The sequence below is a fragment of the Runella sp. CRIBMP genome (assembly GCF_009905605.1).
GTDB lineage: Bacteria > Bacteroidota > Bacteroidia > Cytophagales > Spirosomataceae > Runella.
Map to the genome: position 1 here is coordinate 13,750 of NZ_JAAAKZ010000028.1, position 14,064 is coordinate 27,813.

Consider the following 14,064-nt stretch of genomic DNA (forward strand, 5'->3'; position numbering starts at 1 on the left):
TATAAAAATTAGTTTTTAGTTTTGTTGAGAATAGCGCTGATAAACAGCGCATTGTTTGTTAACTCATACACAGATGAAGAATAATTTTTTCGGTATTTTCTTTGCCATATTTGCAGCCGTCGGGACGCTCTTCTGTGCCATTGGCTTTTTTTCTTGGAGCGCCGATCAGACAATCAAACGGAACGGAATCAAAACCACGGGGACGGTCGTCTCCTTCAGCAGTTCGTCAAAAGGAGGAAGGGCGCCTGTTATCTCGTTCATGACGCAATCGGGCGAGAGTCGGACGTACTATTCGTCAACGTACTCAAGCCCCCCGTCTTACGATGAGGGGGAAAATGTAACCTTGTGGTATTTGCCCAATGACCCCGACGAAGTCGTGCTTTCGGGCCTTGACTCGTGGCTTTTACCGGGTATTTTTGGCGGAATGGGGCTTGTTTTTGGGGCAATAGGGTATGGTGGATTTATCTGGCGCTGGCGCCGCAAACGCCTAAATGATTGGTTGCGCCTACATGGTCAAATTATCATGGCCGACGTGGTGGATGTTAGGTACAATACATCCCTTTCGGTAGGCGGAAAACATCCTTGGATGATTATTGCTCAATATTTTGAACCACAGTCCCAAAAGGTGTATAGCTACGAAAGTGATAATATTTGGTTCAATCCTGCGCCTTTTATGTCGCCCGGGCAAAAAGTGACGGTGCGTGTTTCTCCCAAAGATTATGGCGTGTACGAGGTAGACACTTCTTTTTTGCCAAAACAGGGAAATTGATTTTGGGAAATCAACTAGGACGTTATTGACGGACGCGGAGGGGCTTCTCCGCGTTTTTTTGTAGTTTTGAGCCTCATTTATCAAAAGGATAACCTTACATTCAATGGAACAATTAGACTGCCTCAATCAAGTTGCTGAGTTTCACCGCACTTTCAAACACCCCATTTTAGATACCCCCCAAATTCCGTCCCAAGATCGCTGTAACCTACGTGTGGCGCTGATTGCGGAAGAACTGAAAGAGCTCGAAGTGGCGATTTTGGAGAAAGACATCGTGGGCGTGGCCGATGCCTTAGCCGATATTCAGTACGTGTTGTCGGGGGCGGTGTTGGAGTTTGGATTAGGTAGTAAGTTCAAAGCGCTGTTTGACGAAGTGCAACGCTCAAACATGAGCAAAGCCTGCAATACTATCGAAGAAGCCGAAGCCACCGTTAAGCATTTTGAGGCCAAAGGAACGGAATGTTATTATAAAGAAGACAGCGGAAAATACCTCGTGTACCGAACCGCCGACAACAAAACCCTGAAGTCCATTTTTTATTCTCCCGCTGACCTGGAAAGCATTGTAGAGGCTTAATTATCGAAGCGGCTGTTTTGAGGTATCTTTTATAAATATGAGGCTGCCTATTCCGATGAGGGCTAGACCAACGGCCCCCATAACATAGTGTAACTGATAAACCGTTTGGACCATCAACACCTGTATGAGAATCCAACCGGTGAGAATTCCTCCCTGCAAAATGATGAAGTGAGCATAGCGTTTATGATGGGTAAATGTTAAGAAACCGACAATACAGCTCAAAACACCGTTGCCTACGAAAAGTACAATACCTGGAATGAGATAATCTTTGAACGGAGCGTGCTGGAGGTAGCTTAACGGAAGTTGAAGTTTGCCGCCCGTAGGGTCAATAATAAGCAGGCCACCGCCATAGAGCGCACCAATGCCATTGAACAGCAGTAGCAAAATAGCCGTAAATCTGAGTGCTTTTGTCATGGCAATAAAGGGTTTTTGTAAACAGTAATTTAAAGATTGCCGTTAGAAAATTATTGCAGAATGACCTTCTACGAAGAGTGAGGTGATATTTGTCAGCTTAAAAAACTGAACAGTAGATGAGTTATCTGTTGTGGGCTATAGTATTTAAAATACAATTTCTATGACGACCATTGAAACCCGTGAAGTGTGGCTGAGGGGGCCGCTGCCTGAAATTCCTGCTTTGCTACAACCAGTAGCCCATGCGCTATTGCAGGCGCGCGAAGAAGTGCAGGCGTTAGCCAAAGATTTTCCCGAAAATAAACTCTGGGAACGCCCCGCAGGAGTCGCTTCGGTGGGGTTTCACTTGCAACACTTGACGGGGGTACTCGATCGACTTTTTACCTACGCCCGGGCTGAACCCCTGAACGCTGCGCAGTTGCAATGGCTCGCCAACGAAGGCAAACCGCAGGAGAATCTGGAATCGTTCGAGGCGTTGTTTCAATTGTTTAGTCAACAAATAGAGCAGGCATTGACACAAATTCAACGTACAAATCCTGAAACCCTGACCGAAATTCGGGGTGTTGGGCGCGCCCAAATCCCCTCGACCGTGTTGGGGTTGCTTTTTCACGCGGCGGAGCATACCCAACGGCATGTGGGGCAATTGTTGGTAACGGTGGCGATAGTACGTACAGGGTATGAGTAGAAGTGTAGAATTTTTTCTACGTTTTTTTGTGAAATAAGCGAATTTTCGGCAATAAACAGGGAATATTCCCCAAAATAGGGCTGGTCATAGCATTTTAAGAAATAGGGTAGTTTAATAACAATTCTAACTTCAAAACGACCTTACTACTATGATACGCTGGACTGTAATTTTGTTAGTTGTTGCCCTTATTGCGGCTGTTTTAGGATTTGGCGGTATTGCAGCAAGCGCTGCGGGTTTGGCCAAAATTGTATTCTACATTGCGATTGTGTTGTTTTTGTTGAGTTTAATTGCCGGACGAAGCAAAATATAAATAAACGCCCGCTAATGCATCACAGGCCAGAAACGAATCGTTTTTGGCCTCTTTTTTTACACAAATTTTCTATTTCAGTTCCATGTGTAAAATCGGGTAAGGTTTGCCTAAGCCATCAAGTTCCGAACGACTTACAACCACAAAACCCATGTGTTCATAAAACCCTAATGCTTGTGGGTTTTGCTCATTGACATCTACTTTTCGTACGTTTAATTGATGAATGGCGTGGTGTACAAATTGCGCTCCGATGCCCTTGCCGCGCGCGTCGGGATGGATAAAAAGCATTTCAAGGCTATCGCCATGGACACCCATAAAGCCCAGTATCCGCCCCGTTGCGTCTTTGGTGCAGACCAAATCCACGGCTTTTAGGTACTCATTCAGAATCAACGGTTTGAAATAAAGAATATCTTCCTCGGGCAGAAATTGATGAGTTGCCCGCACTGATGCCTCCCAAACCTCAGTAACTTCGGGATAATCGGACGGAAAAACGGGCTCAAGAAGCAGCTGGTTTTTAGGGCTGTTCATAGGTATTGTCGGCTGAAGTGAAATTAACTGCAAAATGGAGATAGGTTTGGTTTTTTACAAAATGATTTGTTAAAAAACAGCAATGTTCATTTACTTTTGCGTTTCACCAACGTATCGTATTCCGTTTCTAACTGCTCCATTCCAAATGATTCGTTACTTTCTACCGACGCTTTTATTGATTTCTACCGCTTTGTGGGCGCAACTAACCGCTCCTCCGTTAAAAATCAGTTGGGAAATCATTGAAAACAACCACCAAGGGAAATCGGCTTCGCTTACCGCTTTTACCATTACCAATACGGGTAAAAAACCGCTTCCCAAAAACGGTTGGACGATGTATTTCAATTTTGTTCGCAAAGTAGATACGACGTTATCGACCGACTTGAAAGTGCGGCACATCAACGGAGATTTGTTTCAATTGGTGCCCACCGCCAATTTTCAGGGACTTAAACCGGGGGCTTCAGTGCAGGTCAATTTTATCTCTGAAGCATGGGTGGTCAATTTTACTGATGGCCCCGCTGGCCTATATTGGGTGTGGGACCAACAACCCGAAAAAGGCTATTCACTGACTGATTATACCATAAAACCTTCCACCCAACCGCGTCAATATCAGCGGTTTGCGGGAGATAAATTGGGGCTTATTACGCCCGCCATGACCTTTGCCCAAAATAAATCCATTCAGGATATTCCCGAAAAAGAAATCCCTAAAATCCTCCCAACTCCCCAACACTATCGCGAAACGGGAGCTTCCTTGGTAATCACCCCCGAAACTAAGCTGTTTGCTCCCGCCGATTTCAAAGAAGAAGCCTCTTTTTTGGCGGCCCAGTTGAGTTCAATGCTCGGAAAACCTTTGGTTTCAAGCACGCAAAAGACCGAAGCTGCCATTGTTTTTCGGGTAGATAGCAGCCTCGCAAAAGAAGCGTATCGGTTGATTGTCAACGAAAAAGGGGCTGAGATTGCCGCCACCGACCGGGCGGGGGCTTTTTACGGAATGCAGTCATTGATTGCCTTATTGCCTCCTACGTCATGGGGAAAAACGCAGGCGAGCTTAACCGTAGCGGGTGTTGAAGTAAACGATCAACCCCGTTTTGGGCATCGGGCCATTATGTTAGATATTGCCCGTAATTTTCATTCCAAAAAGCAGCTTTTAAAACTGCTTGATTTGATGGGTTTTTATAAACTCAACGTGTTGCATTTGCATTTTTCAGACGATGAAGGCTGGCGCTTGGAAATGCCTTCGCTGCCCGAATTGACTCAGGTAGGAGCCACGCGTGCGCACTCCAATACTCCACTTAAAAATCTCCCTCCTGCCTATGGCTCTGGCCCCGACCCAACCGCCAACGCGGGCACTGGATACTACAGTCGATTAGAGTTTGTTGATATTTTACGCTACGCCACCGCGCGTCATATCAAAGTTATTCCCGAAATAGAAGCACCAGGCCACGCCCGGGCGGCCATCAAGGCGATGGAAGCGCGGTACGTGACCAAACTCGCCGAAGGCCGCAAAGTGGAAGCCGAAAAATACCTCTTGCACGACCCAGCCGACCGCTCGGTGTACCGCTCGGTGCAGATGTACAACGACAATGTCATCAACGTGGCGTTGCCTTCGGCCTATCGTTTTTTGGAAACCGTCACCGATGATATTTTGGCGATGTACCGCGAAGCAGGCGCGCCACTCGAAACCATTCACTACGGCGGCGACGAAGTTCCAACGGGAGTTTGGACCAGCTCTCCTGCGGTCGAAAAGCTCCGTCAACAAAATCCAGAACTGAAAACAACCGACGACCTTTGGTATTATTTCTACGGAAAAATCAATGATTTGGTCCAAAAACGAGGCTTATTTTTGTATGGTTGGGAAGAAATTGCCATGCGAAAAACGCTCCTCGACGGCAAGAGCCACATCATTCCCAATCCTGATTTTGTGGGCCAAGACATGCAGGTGGATGTGTGGAACAACGTACTGGGCTGGGGTGCCGAAGACTTGGCGTACCGACTGGCCAATGCGGGCTACAAAGTGGTGCTATCATGCGTGACGCACCTGTATTTCGACATGTCATATTACAAATCTTTTGACGAACCAGGGTACTATTGGGGGGCATATACCGACGTTGACAAACCGTTTTCGTTCATTCCTTACGATTATTTCAAAAATTCCAAAGAAGACCGGCTGGGCAATCCCCTCGACCGTTCAATTTTCAACGGAAAAGAGCGACTCACCGATTACGGAAAACAAAATATTGTGGGTATTCAGGGACTTCTTTGGAGCGAAACGGTCAATTCTCCCGAACGAATGGACTACATGATGTTGCCAAAACTCATGGGAATGGCCGAACGCGCCTGGGCACCGTCGCCCGCTTGGGCGGAAACGAATGATGAAAAAGCCTATCAAAAAGCGTGGTCGGTTTTTGCCAATCAACTGGGCAAACGTGAGTTGCCGCGTCTCGATTCGTTTGCGGGCGGTTATGCTTATCGCTTGCCAACGGCGGGTGCCGTAGTGGAAGGAAATCAAGTGCAGGCTAACGTCCAATTGCCCGGATTAACCATCCGATATACGACCGATGGTACAGAACCGACGGTCAATAGCACGGTATATTCGCAGCCTATCTCGGTGAGTAAAGGTATGAAATTTAGGGTGTTCAATGGTGCTGGTCGGGGTGGAAGAACGGTGGAGGTGAATCCGTAGAAATGCTATTTATAAATCTCAAGGCAGTCGAAGTCATCATTATCTTCTAAAAAAGAGTTGATGATTTCTATCTTGCTGATAATAATTTCGGAGAGGACTTGCGTAGAGCAGTTTCCTGTTTTTAGCCAAATAATTTTGGGGGGCATCCCATGCTCTAAGAGGAGGATATTAAAATCTTCATCAAGGGTAATGACCGCCGTATATCCTTGCTGACGAGCATTTATGAAAATATCGTAATCGTTCCAATCAATCCAACCAAGAGATTTAATGTGTACTAATTCTTCAAATAGGTGAGCTAAACGAGGTACGATTCGATAAGAGATATTTTGGTCAATTAATACTTTCATGCGGCGATTAAAGTTCGGTGCTGACGATTAGCACTAAATTCGAGTGCTACAGTTAGGTCTTCTCGGGTTAATTCGGGAAAGTCCATTAAAATATCATCAAATGACATATCCGAAGCCAACCAACGTAAAATATCCTCTACCGTAATACGCATTCCGCGTATGCAAGGCTTGCCTCCTCGTTTACCAGTTTCAACCGTTATGATGTTTTTGTAAATAACCATGGCTCATATCATTATTATCGTGAATCAAAAATAACAAAAATAGCGCATACACTCACTTTTTACTATTTTTGACCCAAACAAAACCTCAATTCCTATCGAAACAAGCCAATTCTAATTTCAACATATTGATTTATAGCGTTTAGCTTAATAATCCTGTCTCTGAAAGGTCGAAAATTCAAAGCAAACAGGGAAAGTAAAGCTCAACGCTCGCGCGGTCTGCGTGGGCGTTGTCTTACTTTGTTTGCAGGGCTTCGACCCCCTCAGAGACGAGTAACGGCAGCGTTCCACGCTTTTTCTTTTGACCTCAAGACCGCCCAAATGCTTCACCAAATTATATTCCAAAAAAAGAAAGAATGGCTTAAATCCAATGACTGCGGTGTAAAGGATTTAGTACAGTATATCCGAACGAAAGGAGAATTGCGCGACACGCAAACGGAAGCCATTGAAACTTACCTTTTTCTGAAAATTAAAGGCCAAAACAAACCGCTCTGGCAATTGTTTACGGAAGGTTTTTTTAGTGAACCGGTTGATTTGGAGCAACTTCCTCTCAGTACTAAAGTTCGCAATTATCTCAATAGCAATGATATTGCCAAGGCACTCTATTCTTTTTCCATTCAAAAGATTGACAGGAACGGTACGCTGCAACTGCCCGAAGTCAAAAAGGCCATCGAATTGCACCCAGAGGACATAGACTATGCCCAAGTCATCAAAGATTTTTTCTACGGAGTTGATTACACCGACTATTTGTTTAGCCTTCCGATGGGCGCAGGTAAAACATTTTTGATGGCAGCGTTTATTTATCTGGACTTGTATTTTGCCCAAAATGAACCTCAAAATCCACACTTTGCTCATAACTTTCTGATTTTGATTCCTTCGGGATTAAAAACTTCTATCATTCCAAGTCTCAAATCAATTGAGCGTTTTGACCCCGCTTGGGTGATTCCCGAACCTGCCGCTTCCAATCTTAAAAGACTCATTCGATTTGAAGTACTCGACCAACCTAAAACCGCCAAAAAGAGCAATAAAGTCCAAAACCCAAATGCTCAAAAGGTAAACCAATACGTAAATACGCCCGATTTGATGGGGTTGATTTTGGTGGTCAATGCCGAAAAAATAATCCTTGACCGCTTAGAAATCAAAAACCAGTTGGAAGTAATTGAGAGAACCGAAGATGAAAAAGACAAGTCGGCCAATGAGTTGCGCAACTTGATTGGTAGAATACCCAATCTTTCGATTCACATTGATGAAGTGCACCATGCCGCCAGCGATGATATTAAACTAAGACAGGTCGTAGCGAAGTGGAATCGAAATGGGACTGTTACATCGGTTCTTGGTTATTCGGGAACTCCTTACCTGCCTACTCCTGAGCGTATTAATGTTGGCGGAGGCTTACAGATTCGTTTTTCGCAAATCACTAATACGGTTTATTATTATCGGTTGGTGACGGCTATTCAACGATTCCTCAAAAAGCCTGATATTAAAATTGGCGGAGGCAGACAACAACCGTTGCAGATTCTGGACGAGGGTGTAAAAATGTTCTATGAACAGTATGGTCAGAAAGTGTACGCCAACGGCACAACCGCTAAATTGGCTATTTATTGCAGCAGTATTCCGCGCCTTGAAACCGTCATTTATCCTTACTTAGTATGGACTTTGGGGATACCCCAGAGCGAAATTCTTAAATACCACGGCGGAAACAAAGAATTTAAGATTGAACAGGGGGCCGAGTTAGACTATTTGTCGCTTGATTTACCCATTTCCAAAAAGAAAATTGTATTACTCGTCCAAATTGGAAAAGAAGGCTGGGATTGCCGCAGTTTGACGGGGGTGATTTTGGCCCAAACGGGTGATTGTCCCAAAAATATGGTGTTACAAACGGCTTGCCGTTGCTTGCGTCAAGTAGATAAAAATGCCAAGGAAACGGCCCTAATTTGGCTTAATCAGGAAAATGCGACTACGCTTAATGAGCAATTGCGCGAAGAGCAACAAACCAGTATTCAGGAAATCAACAGTTTAGGGAAGCAAAGCACTAAAGCGGTGATGGTTGAACGCAGTTCTCGACTCAACCACCTCAATCTTCCTAAAGTGGATTTTTATCAACTTCAAGTCAAATACAACACCGTCGTTGAAGAAAAAAGTCGGGATGTAAAGGTTTCATTAACGGACATTTATCAAAACTTAGAGAATTGGAAAAGCTCGACTTTTACCGAAACCGCTACCATTCTCGATGATGGCAATACTTATCATATCGAAACTCAATCTAAAACGTTTTTGACCGAAACGGGGCAGTTCAGTGCCCATTTTCAAACGTGGCTATTAGAGATTGTAAAAGGGAGCTGTAACACATTGCAGGTTAACGATTTAACGCCTTTCAAATCGGATTTGCTGAGTATTTTTGAGAAAATAACTTACCTCAAATACGGGCAACGGTTTTTCAATGAACTGTACCCCATCGGAAAAATCAACGCTCAGATTCGATTGGTTTTTGCGCCCAAAAGAACATTACAAACAGATATTGAAACCATAGAAAAAGAGGTAGAGTTGCTTCTGATAGACAAACTGCGAGCCGTCGAAAAAAATGACAAACTCTATCCTGATGAATCAATTACGCAGAAAATCAAGGACTTTGATGAGAAGAATACCGACCCTGCCCAGCTTGAAAGACAAGTTGCTGAAATGAATGCTAAAATCAAAGAAATGATGGTGCAAATGGGTAATGCTGATTTGTTTTCGATGGCGCAAATCCCTCAAAATGAATCGCTTCCGTTACCCGTGAAAGTCAAAAATCGTACGTTTCATTACTTACCTTACAATTTTGAACAGAGTGGTTTTGAGAAGTTGTTTTTAGAAAGAACGCTGCAAATGAGCAGTTTTCAGGATAAACCCATTGAGATTTACTACAACGGTGAACGGGGGCTTACGCGTTTTGAAATTGAATGTTATGAACAACTACCCGATACTTGGAAGCGCCTCGGTTACTACACGCCCGATTTTCTGATACTGCGCCGAAAATCCGACCAATCCATTGAAAAAGTACTTATCGTCGAAACCAAAGGAGAAGGGTACAAAACGGCATTTGAAGCTAAAAAACGTTTCATGAACAATCATTTTGTGCGTGAAAACAATCAAAAGTTTGGCTATGAACGCTTCGACTTTCTGTATTTACAAGACGACGACCGCCAATACGAAGATAAATTGAATCAAAAATTGAATACATTTTTCCATTGAACTCATGCCGATTAGCTATATTCCCTATTTCCCCAATACGATTGAAGGTCAGGCCATTCTGGATAATTTTACCCGTACGGCTCGCCTGCTGCGCTACCGCGACAACGACCGCGTGACCGACCGCATCAAACGAGGTTTACCGCTCTATGAAGTAGAAAAGTTAGAAACGGTTGGTACGTCTGACAAAGCTACGAGTGGGGTTCTCCTCCGTGGTGAGTGTCTAAGTGCCTGTGCGTACCTTAAATCCCAAAACACTAAGATAGATTTGGTCTATATTGACCCTCCTTTTGCGTCGGGGGCCGACTACGCCAAAAAGGTCTATCTTCGGCGAAATCCGCACGTAGCCGATATGATTCAAAAAGCTGAGGAAGAACTGGATTTGGACGAACTGCGTGCCTTTGAGGAAAAAATGTACGGTGACATCTGGAACAAAGAAGATTACCTCAATTGGATGTACGAAAATCTCTTGGCGATTAAATCGGTAATGAGTGAAACGGCTTCAATTTACGTGCATCTGGATTGGCATATTGGGCACTATGTGAAAATTTTGATGGATGAGATATTTGGTGAGGATAACTTTGTTAATGAAATCGTTTGGTGCTATTCAAGACCCTCGGTTAGTAATCAAAAACATTTTACTAAACTTCATGATACTTTATTTTGGTACGCAAAAAATAAGGACGAAGGCTTGTCTGCCAATATGAATTCTGTAAGGATTGAATACTCCGAAAAAACAAAAGAGAGAAATAAATACGGGTCAGGTGGTAGTAAATATTCTGGTAATAGTACAGAGAGAGTTACACATGAAGAAGGGAAAATACCAGAAGATTATTGGTACATTCCCATGGTCGTAGGTAATGCAAATGAAAATGCTGATTATTCAACTCAGAAACCCGAAGCATTATTGGAGCGCATCATCAAAGCAAGTAGCAACGATGGGATGGTTGTTGCTGATTTTTTCGGAGGCAGTGGTGTTACGGCGGCGGTTGCGCATAAATTGGGACGCAATTTCATCCACGTAGATGTAGGCATTAACAGCATTCAAACCACGCGTGATAGACTGCTGGCATTGGGCGCAAACTTCGATGTGTTGGAGGTGAAAGATGGTGTGTCGCTCTACCGTAATCCCCAACAAACGATGGATAAACTCAAAAGCCTTATCACAGGATTGCGCAATGAAGATGCACTTGATAGTTTTTGGGAGGGGGCCATCAGCGATAGCAAATACGGTAAAATGCCCGTTTATGTACCTAACTTACTCGATCACAACAGCAAAGTATTGGATATTCCGTTGATGAATCGTATTCTCAACGAAGCTATGCCTGATTTAGATACCGACATTAAGCGCGTAGTGGTGTATTACGTGGACATTACCGACTCACAGGAAATTGAAAAATTCATCAAAAACCACAATCCTACCACTATTGAGGTAGACCTTCGGGATTTAAAAGAATTGCTTTCGGAAGTGGTCATTGACGATATTGTAAGCTATGAACTGACAGAAACGGGAGAGGGCTTTGAAGTGGAAATAACCCAATTTATCAGCGACCGCCTCACGCAAAAGATAAGCGAATACAATGAAAAACGTAAATTGGGAAAATCTCAAAAGGACATTGTAACGGCAATTGACGAAGAGGAAACTACTAAGCCCAAAAGCAAATTTAAACCAATTGAAATCAGCGAAAATGGGTTAGAGTTGATTGAGTGGGTGAGTTTAGACTGTACAAATACGGACGGTACATGGAAGAGTAACGCAGAAATCAAGATTGACAAATTGGGCTACATGGTACTCAACGGAAAGAAAACGAAAGTACTTTGGGATGCCAAAATTCAAAGTGCTGAAAAGCCTTTGCGTCTCAAAATCAGGAATATTGCGGGTGACGAAAGTGTAGTTTTATTGTGATGTAAAGCAGCCCCCCCCTAAACCCCCGCAGGCTCAAAATAAACTTTCATTAGTTGATGGGCGGAAAGAATTAAATCTAAAATGGTATAAAACTTGATAATGAATTATAAATCTTCTACACTCTTAATGAGCCTAATCCCTTCTTTTTGGCAAGCTTTTCTGAAATCAGAATCGTAGGAAGCCAAAATAGCAATAGTAGTAAGTTTACAGGTGGATAAGATCAACGCATCATTTGGCAGTAAATTGTGGTTTTTCATCAGGTCAATTGCGTGAATAACAGCAGATTTTGAAATGTTAAGAAAGTTGAAACCGGAAAGTAATTTGGCCGTTTGGTGCTTATCAAGAGTTTGGCGAATTTGGCCGCTTTCGGCGACAGACATAGGAGATTTTCACCCAAAATTCCCAGAAGCCGATAAAGATATTCGCTTGCTACAATTCCATTGATAAACAACTCATGATTTGAAGCCAGCAGGGCGTCGAAAAGTTCAGGCTGCCTCCCATTTTCAAATTCTATCAATATACTGCTGTCAATAAAAACCCTCATTGTTCGTAAAACTCTGATTTAGAAGGAATATAAGCCTTATAATCCTTTAACTTGCCCCGAAACTCCGAAAGAATAGACATTCGGTTCTGTTGTTCTGTTTCAGAAACCACATCTGAGTCGGTCAAGCTTACTTGTTGTTTTATCTTAATATGCAGACGTTCTGCGAGTTCTGTAATCAAGCGGGTATCCTGTTCATTTTCTATTTCTAACGTCAGGAAAGTCATTTCTTTAATTTTTTGGTTAAATCAAAATTACAAAAAAGTTGATTCAAAATATAGTTTTACTCCTTATTCCACCATTTCACTCCCAAATACAAAGGATAACTCAGTATCAGAAAGCCGAGGGCATAGACGCTACTGCCGGGGTCTTGAAAACCTGCCCCAATCAAAAACGCTAACGAAGCAATCAACACAATCCACGGAATGAGGGGATAGCCGGGCACTTTCCAAGGGCGTGGAATGTCGGGTTCAGTTTTGCGGAGGTACAACAACGACGCAAAGCCCGAAGTATAGCCAATGACGAAGAAAAACGTGGCGATGTCGGAAAGTTTGCCGCTGGCTTCCTTGCCACTGACGATAAACAAAACAGCCATCGCAACCGACAACGGCATGGCAATGCTGGGCGTACCGCCAGCATTGACGCGGGTGGCTTGCGAAATAAACAATCCATCGCGGCCCATGGAATAGAGCACGCGGGGGTTAAACATCACCTGTGCGTTGACAATCCCTAGAATGGAAATCATGAGAAAGAACGTTACAATTTTGCCCGATTGCTCGCCAAAAATCAATGTAATGGCATCGGCGGCGGCGAGTTTGGATTGTTGCAATACGGGCATGGGCAAAATGTAAAGAATGGCAGCGTTGACCAGTAAATAAATGGCCACAATGAGCGCCAGCCCGCCGAGCATGGACTTGGGCAGGTTGCGGGACGGGTCGGCATCTTCTTCGGCAAAATAGGCAGCGGTGTGCCAACCGTCGTAGGTATAAAAAATGGCTTGTAGCGCAAAAATAATAGCCCCAATCATAGAACCTTTTTGCACCGCATCGGCAGTCGTTTCTACTACTTGTGTGGGCGTAACGGCGTCGCCGTAGACAAAACAAATCACGACAAACGCAAAAAGGCCCACGGCTTTGGCCACGCTCATGATTTCTTGGGCGCGGCTGGCGGTGCGTAGGCCAATCCAATGGAGCAGCCCAAGGGCCAACAAAATACCGACTGCCATAAAAGATTCATATCCAGCTGTTTGGGGCAAAAGCAGCGCGATATATTCGCTCATGGTAAAGGCCCCGAAGGCCGTGGCAGAAGACGTGCCCAGCCAACTGTTGAAACCTACCACAAAGCCCGCGTAGCCGCCAAAGGCCCGTTTTGCATAAACGTACCAAGCGCCTGCTTTGGGAAACGTAACTCCTAACTCAATGGTACACAGTACACCCAGCAGTGCATAGATGCTCACCAGTACCCACACACCCATAATGAGCCACGGGTCGCCGAGGGCATTGGCGATGGGGCCAGGTTTGCGCAGAATACCCGTGCCGATAGTGCCACCGATGGTGACGGCGATGCCGAAACCTACACCGAGGATTTTTAGTAATTGGTTGTTTTTAGGTTGTGGGTCAACAGATTGCATGTAAGTTAGGTTGGTTACAAAACACCTTTGTTTGCAGTGAGGCTGTCAGCAGAGGTGGAGATTGGGCGGCGGTTGCTAAATTGGTAAAAAAAAGCCAATCAGCATAATTTTTGGTATAATTTGACTTGTTTAAAAAACAGTCAGTAGGTGTATTTTGGGCCAAATTTGGTTGAAATTTTTCCTAGTATTTTTCGATTCGAGGGCCTAATTATTAAGAATCGTATGAAAATATGCGCTATTTTT

General features: G+C 44.1%; 14 protein-coding genes. 7 read left to right on the forward strand and 7 right to left on the reverse strand.

The window, feature by feature from the left end; translation table 11 throughout:
• Nucleotides 1–73 precede the first annotated feature (73 nt).
• Nucleotides 74–769: a DUF3592 domain-containing protein gene (locus GVN20_RS28375; RefSeq protein ID WP_166561583.1), complete on the forward strand. Its 696-nt coding sequence runs from the start codon at nt 74–76 to the stop codon at nt 767–769.
• A gap of 103 nt (nt 770–872) precedes the next feature.
• Complete coding sequence (locus tag GVN20_RS28380) at nt 873–1,340, forward strand: nucleoside triphosphate pyrophosphohydrolase family protein (protein ID WP_114066569.1); 468 nt, start codon at nt 873–875, stop codon at nt 1,338–1,340.
• On the opposite strand, the gene GVN20_RS28385 is transcribed toward GVN20_RS28380, so the two are convergent.
• A complete protein-coding gene (locus GVN20_RS28385) occupies nt 1,341–1,754 on the reverse strand; it encodes a hypothetical protein (RefSeq protein ID WP_166561584.1) in 414 nt (137 codons plus the stop codon). It abuts the gene before it with no gap.
• Between the two features lie 160 nt (nt 1,755–1,914).
• Between GVN20_RS28385 and GVN20_RS28390 the strand changes: the two genes are divergently transcribed.
• Both GVN20_RS28390 and GVN20_RS28395 read left to right on the forward strand, forming a co-directional pair.
• Nucleotides 1,915–2,436, forward strand: a complete 522-nt coding sequence (locus GVN20_RS28390) for a DinB family protein (protein WP_166561585.1) — start codon at nt 1,915–1,917, stop codon at nt 2,434–2,436.
• 148 nt (nt 2,437–2,584) lie between these two features.
• Entirely contained in the window at nt 2,585–2,746 is a 162-nt protein-coding gene (locus tag GVN20_RS28395) for a DUF1328 domain-containing protein (protein WP_114460505.1), read from the forward strand.
• Between the two features lie 69 nt (nt 2,747–2,815).
• On the opposite strand, the gene GVN20_RS28400 is transcribed toward GVN20_RS28395, so the two are convergent.
• The gene (locus GVN20_RS28400) at nt 2,816–3,271 is read right to left on the reverse strand and encodes a GNAT family N-acetyltransferase (RefSeq protein WP_206023392.1); all 456 of its coding nucleotides are present in this window, start codon (nt 3,269–3,271) and stop codon (nt 2,816–2,818) included.
• Between the two features lie 145 nt (nt 3,272–3,416).
• On the opposite strand from GVN20_RS28400, the gene GVN20_RS28405 reads away from it, so the two are divergent.
• Nucleotides 3,417–5,951: a family 20 glycosylhydrolase gene (locus GVN20_RS28405; RefSeq protein WP_166561586.1), complete on the forward strand. Its 2,535-nt coding sequence runs from the start codon at nt 3,417–3,419 to the stop codon at nt 5,949–5,951.
• Nucleotides 5,952–5,956: 5 nt separating this feature from the next.
• On the opposite strand, the gene GVN20_RS28410 is transcribed toward GVN20_RS28405, so the two are convergent.
• Nucleotides 5,957–6,298: a DUF5615 family PIN-like protein gene (locus tag GVN20_RS28410; protein WP_166561587.1), complete on the reverse strand. Its 342-nt coding sequence runs from the start codon at nt 6,296–6,298 to the stop codon at nt 5,957–5,959.
• Nucleotides 6,295–6,519: a DUF433 domain-containing protein gene (locus tag GVN20_RS28415; protein ID WP_166561588.1), complete on the reverse strand. Its 225-nt coding sequence runs from the start codon at nt 6,517–6,519 to the stop codon at nt 6,295–6,297. The genes GVN20_RS28410 and GVN20_RS28415 overlap by 4 nt, the downstream gene beginning before the upstream one ends.
• A gap of 318 nt (nt 6,520–6,837) precedes the next feature.
• Here GVN20_RS28415 and GVN20_RS28420 point away from each other — a divergent pair, with 318 nt between their 5' ends.
• A complete protein-coding gene (locus GVN20_RS28420; protein ID WP_166561589.1) occupies nt 6,838–9,747 on the forward strand; it encodes a DEAD/DEAH box helicase family protein in 2,910 nt (969 codons plus the stop codon).
• Nucleotides 9,748–9,751: 4 nt separating this feature from the next.
• Nucleotides 9,752–11,650, forward strand: coding sequence for a DNA methyltransferase (locus tag GVN20_RS28425; RefSeq protein WP_166561590.1), 1,899 nt, complete (start codon nt 9,752–9,754; stop codon nt 11,648–11,650).
• Nucleotides 11,651–11,754: 104 nt separating this feature from the next.
• Here the strand turns inward: GVN20_RS28425 and GVN20_RS28430 are convergent, their stop codons facing one another.
• From GVN20_RS28430 to GVN20_RS28440, 3 genes are all read right to left on the reverse strand, one after another.
• A complete protein-coding gene (locus GVN20_RS28430) occupies nt 11,755–12,030 on the reverse strand; it encodes a PIN domain-containing protein (protein WP_166561591.1) in 276 nt (91 codons plus the stop codon).
• A gap of 160 nt (nt 12,031–12,190) precedes the next feature.
• Nucleotides 12,191–12,418 (reverse strand): hypothetical protein, encoded by a 228-nt coding sequence (locus GVN20_RS28435; RefSeq protein ID WP_166561592.1) that lies wholly within the window; start codon nt 12,416–12,418, stop codon nt 12,191–12,193.
• A 56-nt stretch (nt 12,419–12,474) separates the two neighbouring features.
• Nucleotides 12,475–13,821 (reverse strand): APC family permease, encoded by a 1,347-nt coding sequence (locus GVN20_RS28440; protein WP_166561593.1) that lies wholly within the window; start codon nt 13,819–13,821, stop codon nt 12,475–12,477.
• Nucleotides 13,822–14,064: the final 243 nt, after the last annotated feature.

Excerpts from the sequence above, each read along its gene's own strand:
- GVN20_RS28390 (WP_166561585.1), top strand. The coding sequence starts at position 1,915 with ATGACGACCATTGAAACCCGTGAAGTGTGGCTGAGGGGGCCGCTGCCT.
- GVN20_RS28380 (WP_114066569.1), top strand. The coding sequence starts at position 873 with ATGGAACAATTAGACTGCCTCAATCAAGTTGCTGAGTTTCACCGCACT.
- GVN20_RS28395 (WP_114460505.1), top strand. The coding sequence starts at position 2,585 with ATGATACGCTGGACTGTAATTTTGTTAGTTGTTGCCCTTATTGCGGCT.
- GVN20_RS28435 (WP_166561592.1), bottom strand. The coding sequence starts at position 12,418 with ATGACTTTCCTGACGTTAGAAATAGAAAATGAACAGGATACCCGCTTG.
- GVN20_RS28410 (WP_166561587.1), bottom strand. The coding sequence starts at position 6,298 with ATGAAAGTATTAATTGACCAAAATATCTCTTATCGAATCGTACCTCGT.
- GVN20_RS28440 (WP_166561593.1), bottom strand. The coding sequence starts at position 13,821 with ATGCAATCTGTTGACCCACAACCTAAAAACAACCAATTACTAAAAATC.
- GVN20_RS28420 (WP_166561589.1), top strand. The coding sequence starts at position 6,838 with ATGCTTCACCAAATTATATTCCAAAAAAAGAAAGAATGGCTTAAATCC.
- GVN20_RS28415 (WP_166561588.1), bottom strand. The coding sequence starts at position 6,519 with ATGGTTATTTACAAAAACATCATAACGGTTGAAACTGGTAAACGAGGA.
- GVN20_RS28425 (WP_166561590.1), top strand. The coding sequence starts at position 9,752 with ATGCCGATTAGCTATATTCCCTATTTCCCCAATACGATTGAAGGTCAG.
- GVN20_RS28385 (WP_166561584.1), bottom strand. The coding sequence starts at position 1,754 with ATGACAAAAGCACTCAGATTTACGGCTATTTTGCTACTGCTGTTCAAT.
- GVN20_RS28430 (WP_166561591.1), bottom strand. The coding sequence starts at position 12,030 with ATGTCTGTCGCCGAAAGCGGCCAAATTCGCCAAACTCTTGATAAGCAC.
- GVN20_RS28375 (WP_166561583.1), top strand. The coding sequence starts at position 74 with ATGAAGAATAATTTTTTCGGTATTTTCTTTGCCATATTTGCAGCCGTC.
- GVN20_RS28405 (WP_166561586.1), top strand. The coding sequence starts at position 3,417 with ATGATTCGTTACTTTCTACCGACGCTTTTATTGATTTCTACCGCTTTG.
- GVN20_RS28400 (WP_206023392.1), bottom strand. The coding sequence starts at position 3,271 with ATGAACAGCCCTAAAAACCAGCTGCTTCTTGAGCCCGTTTTTCCGTCC.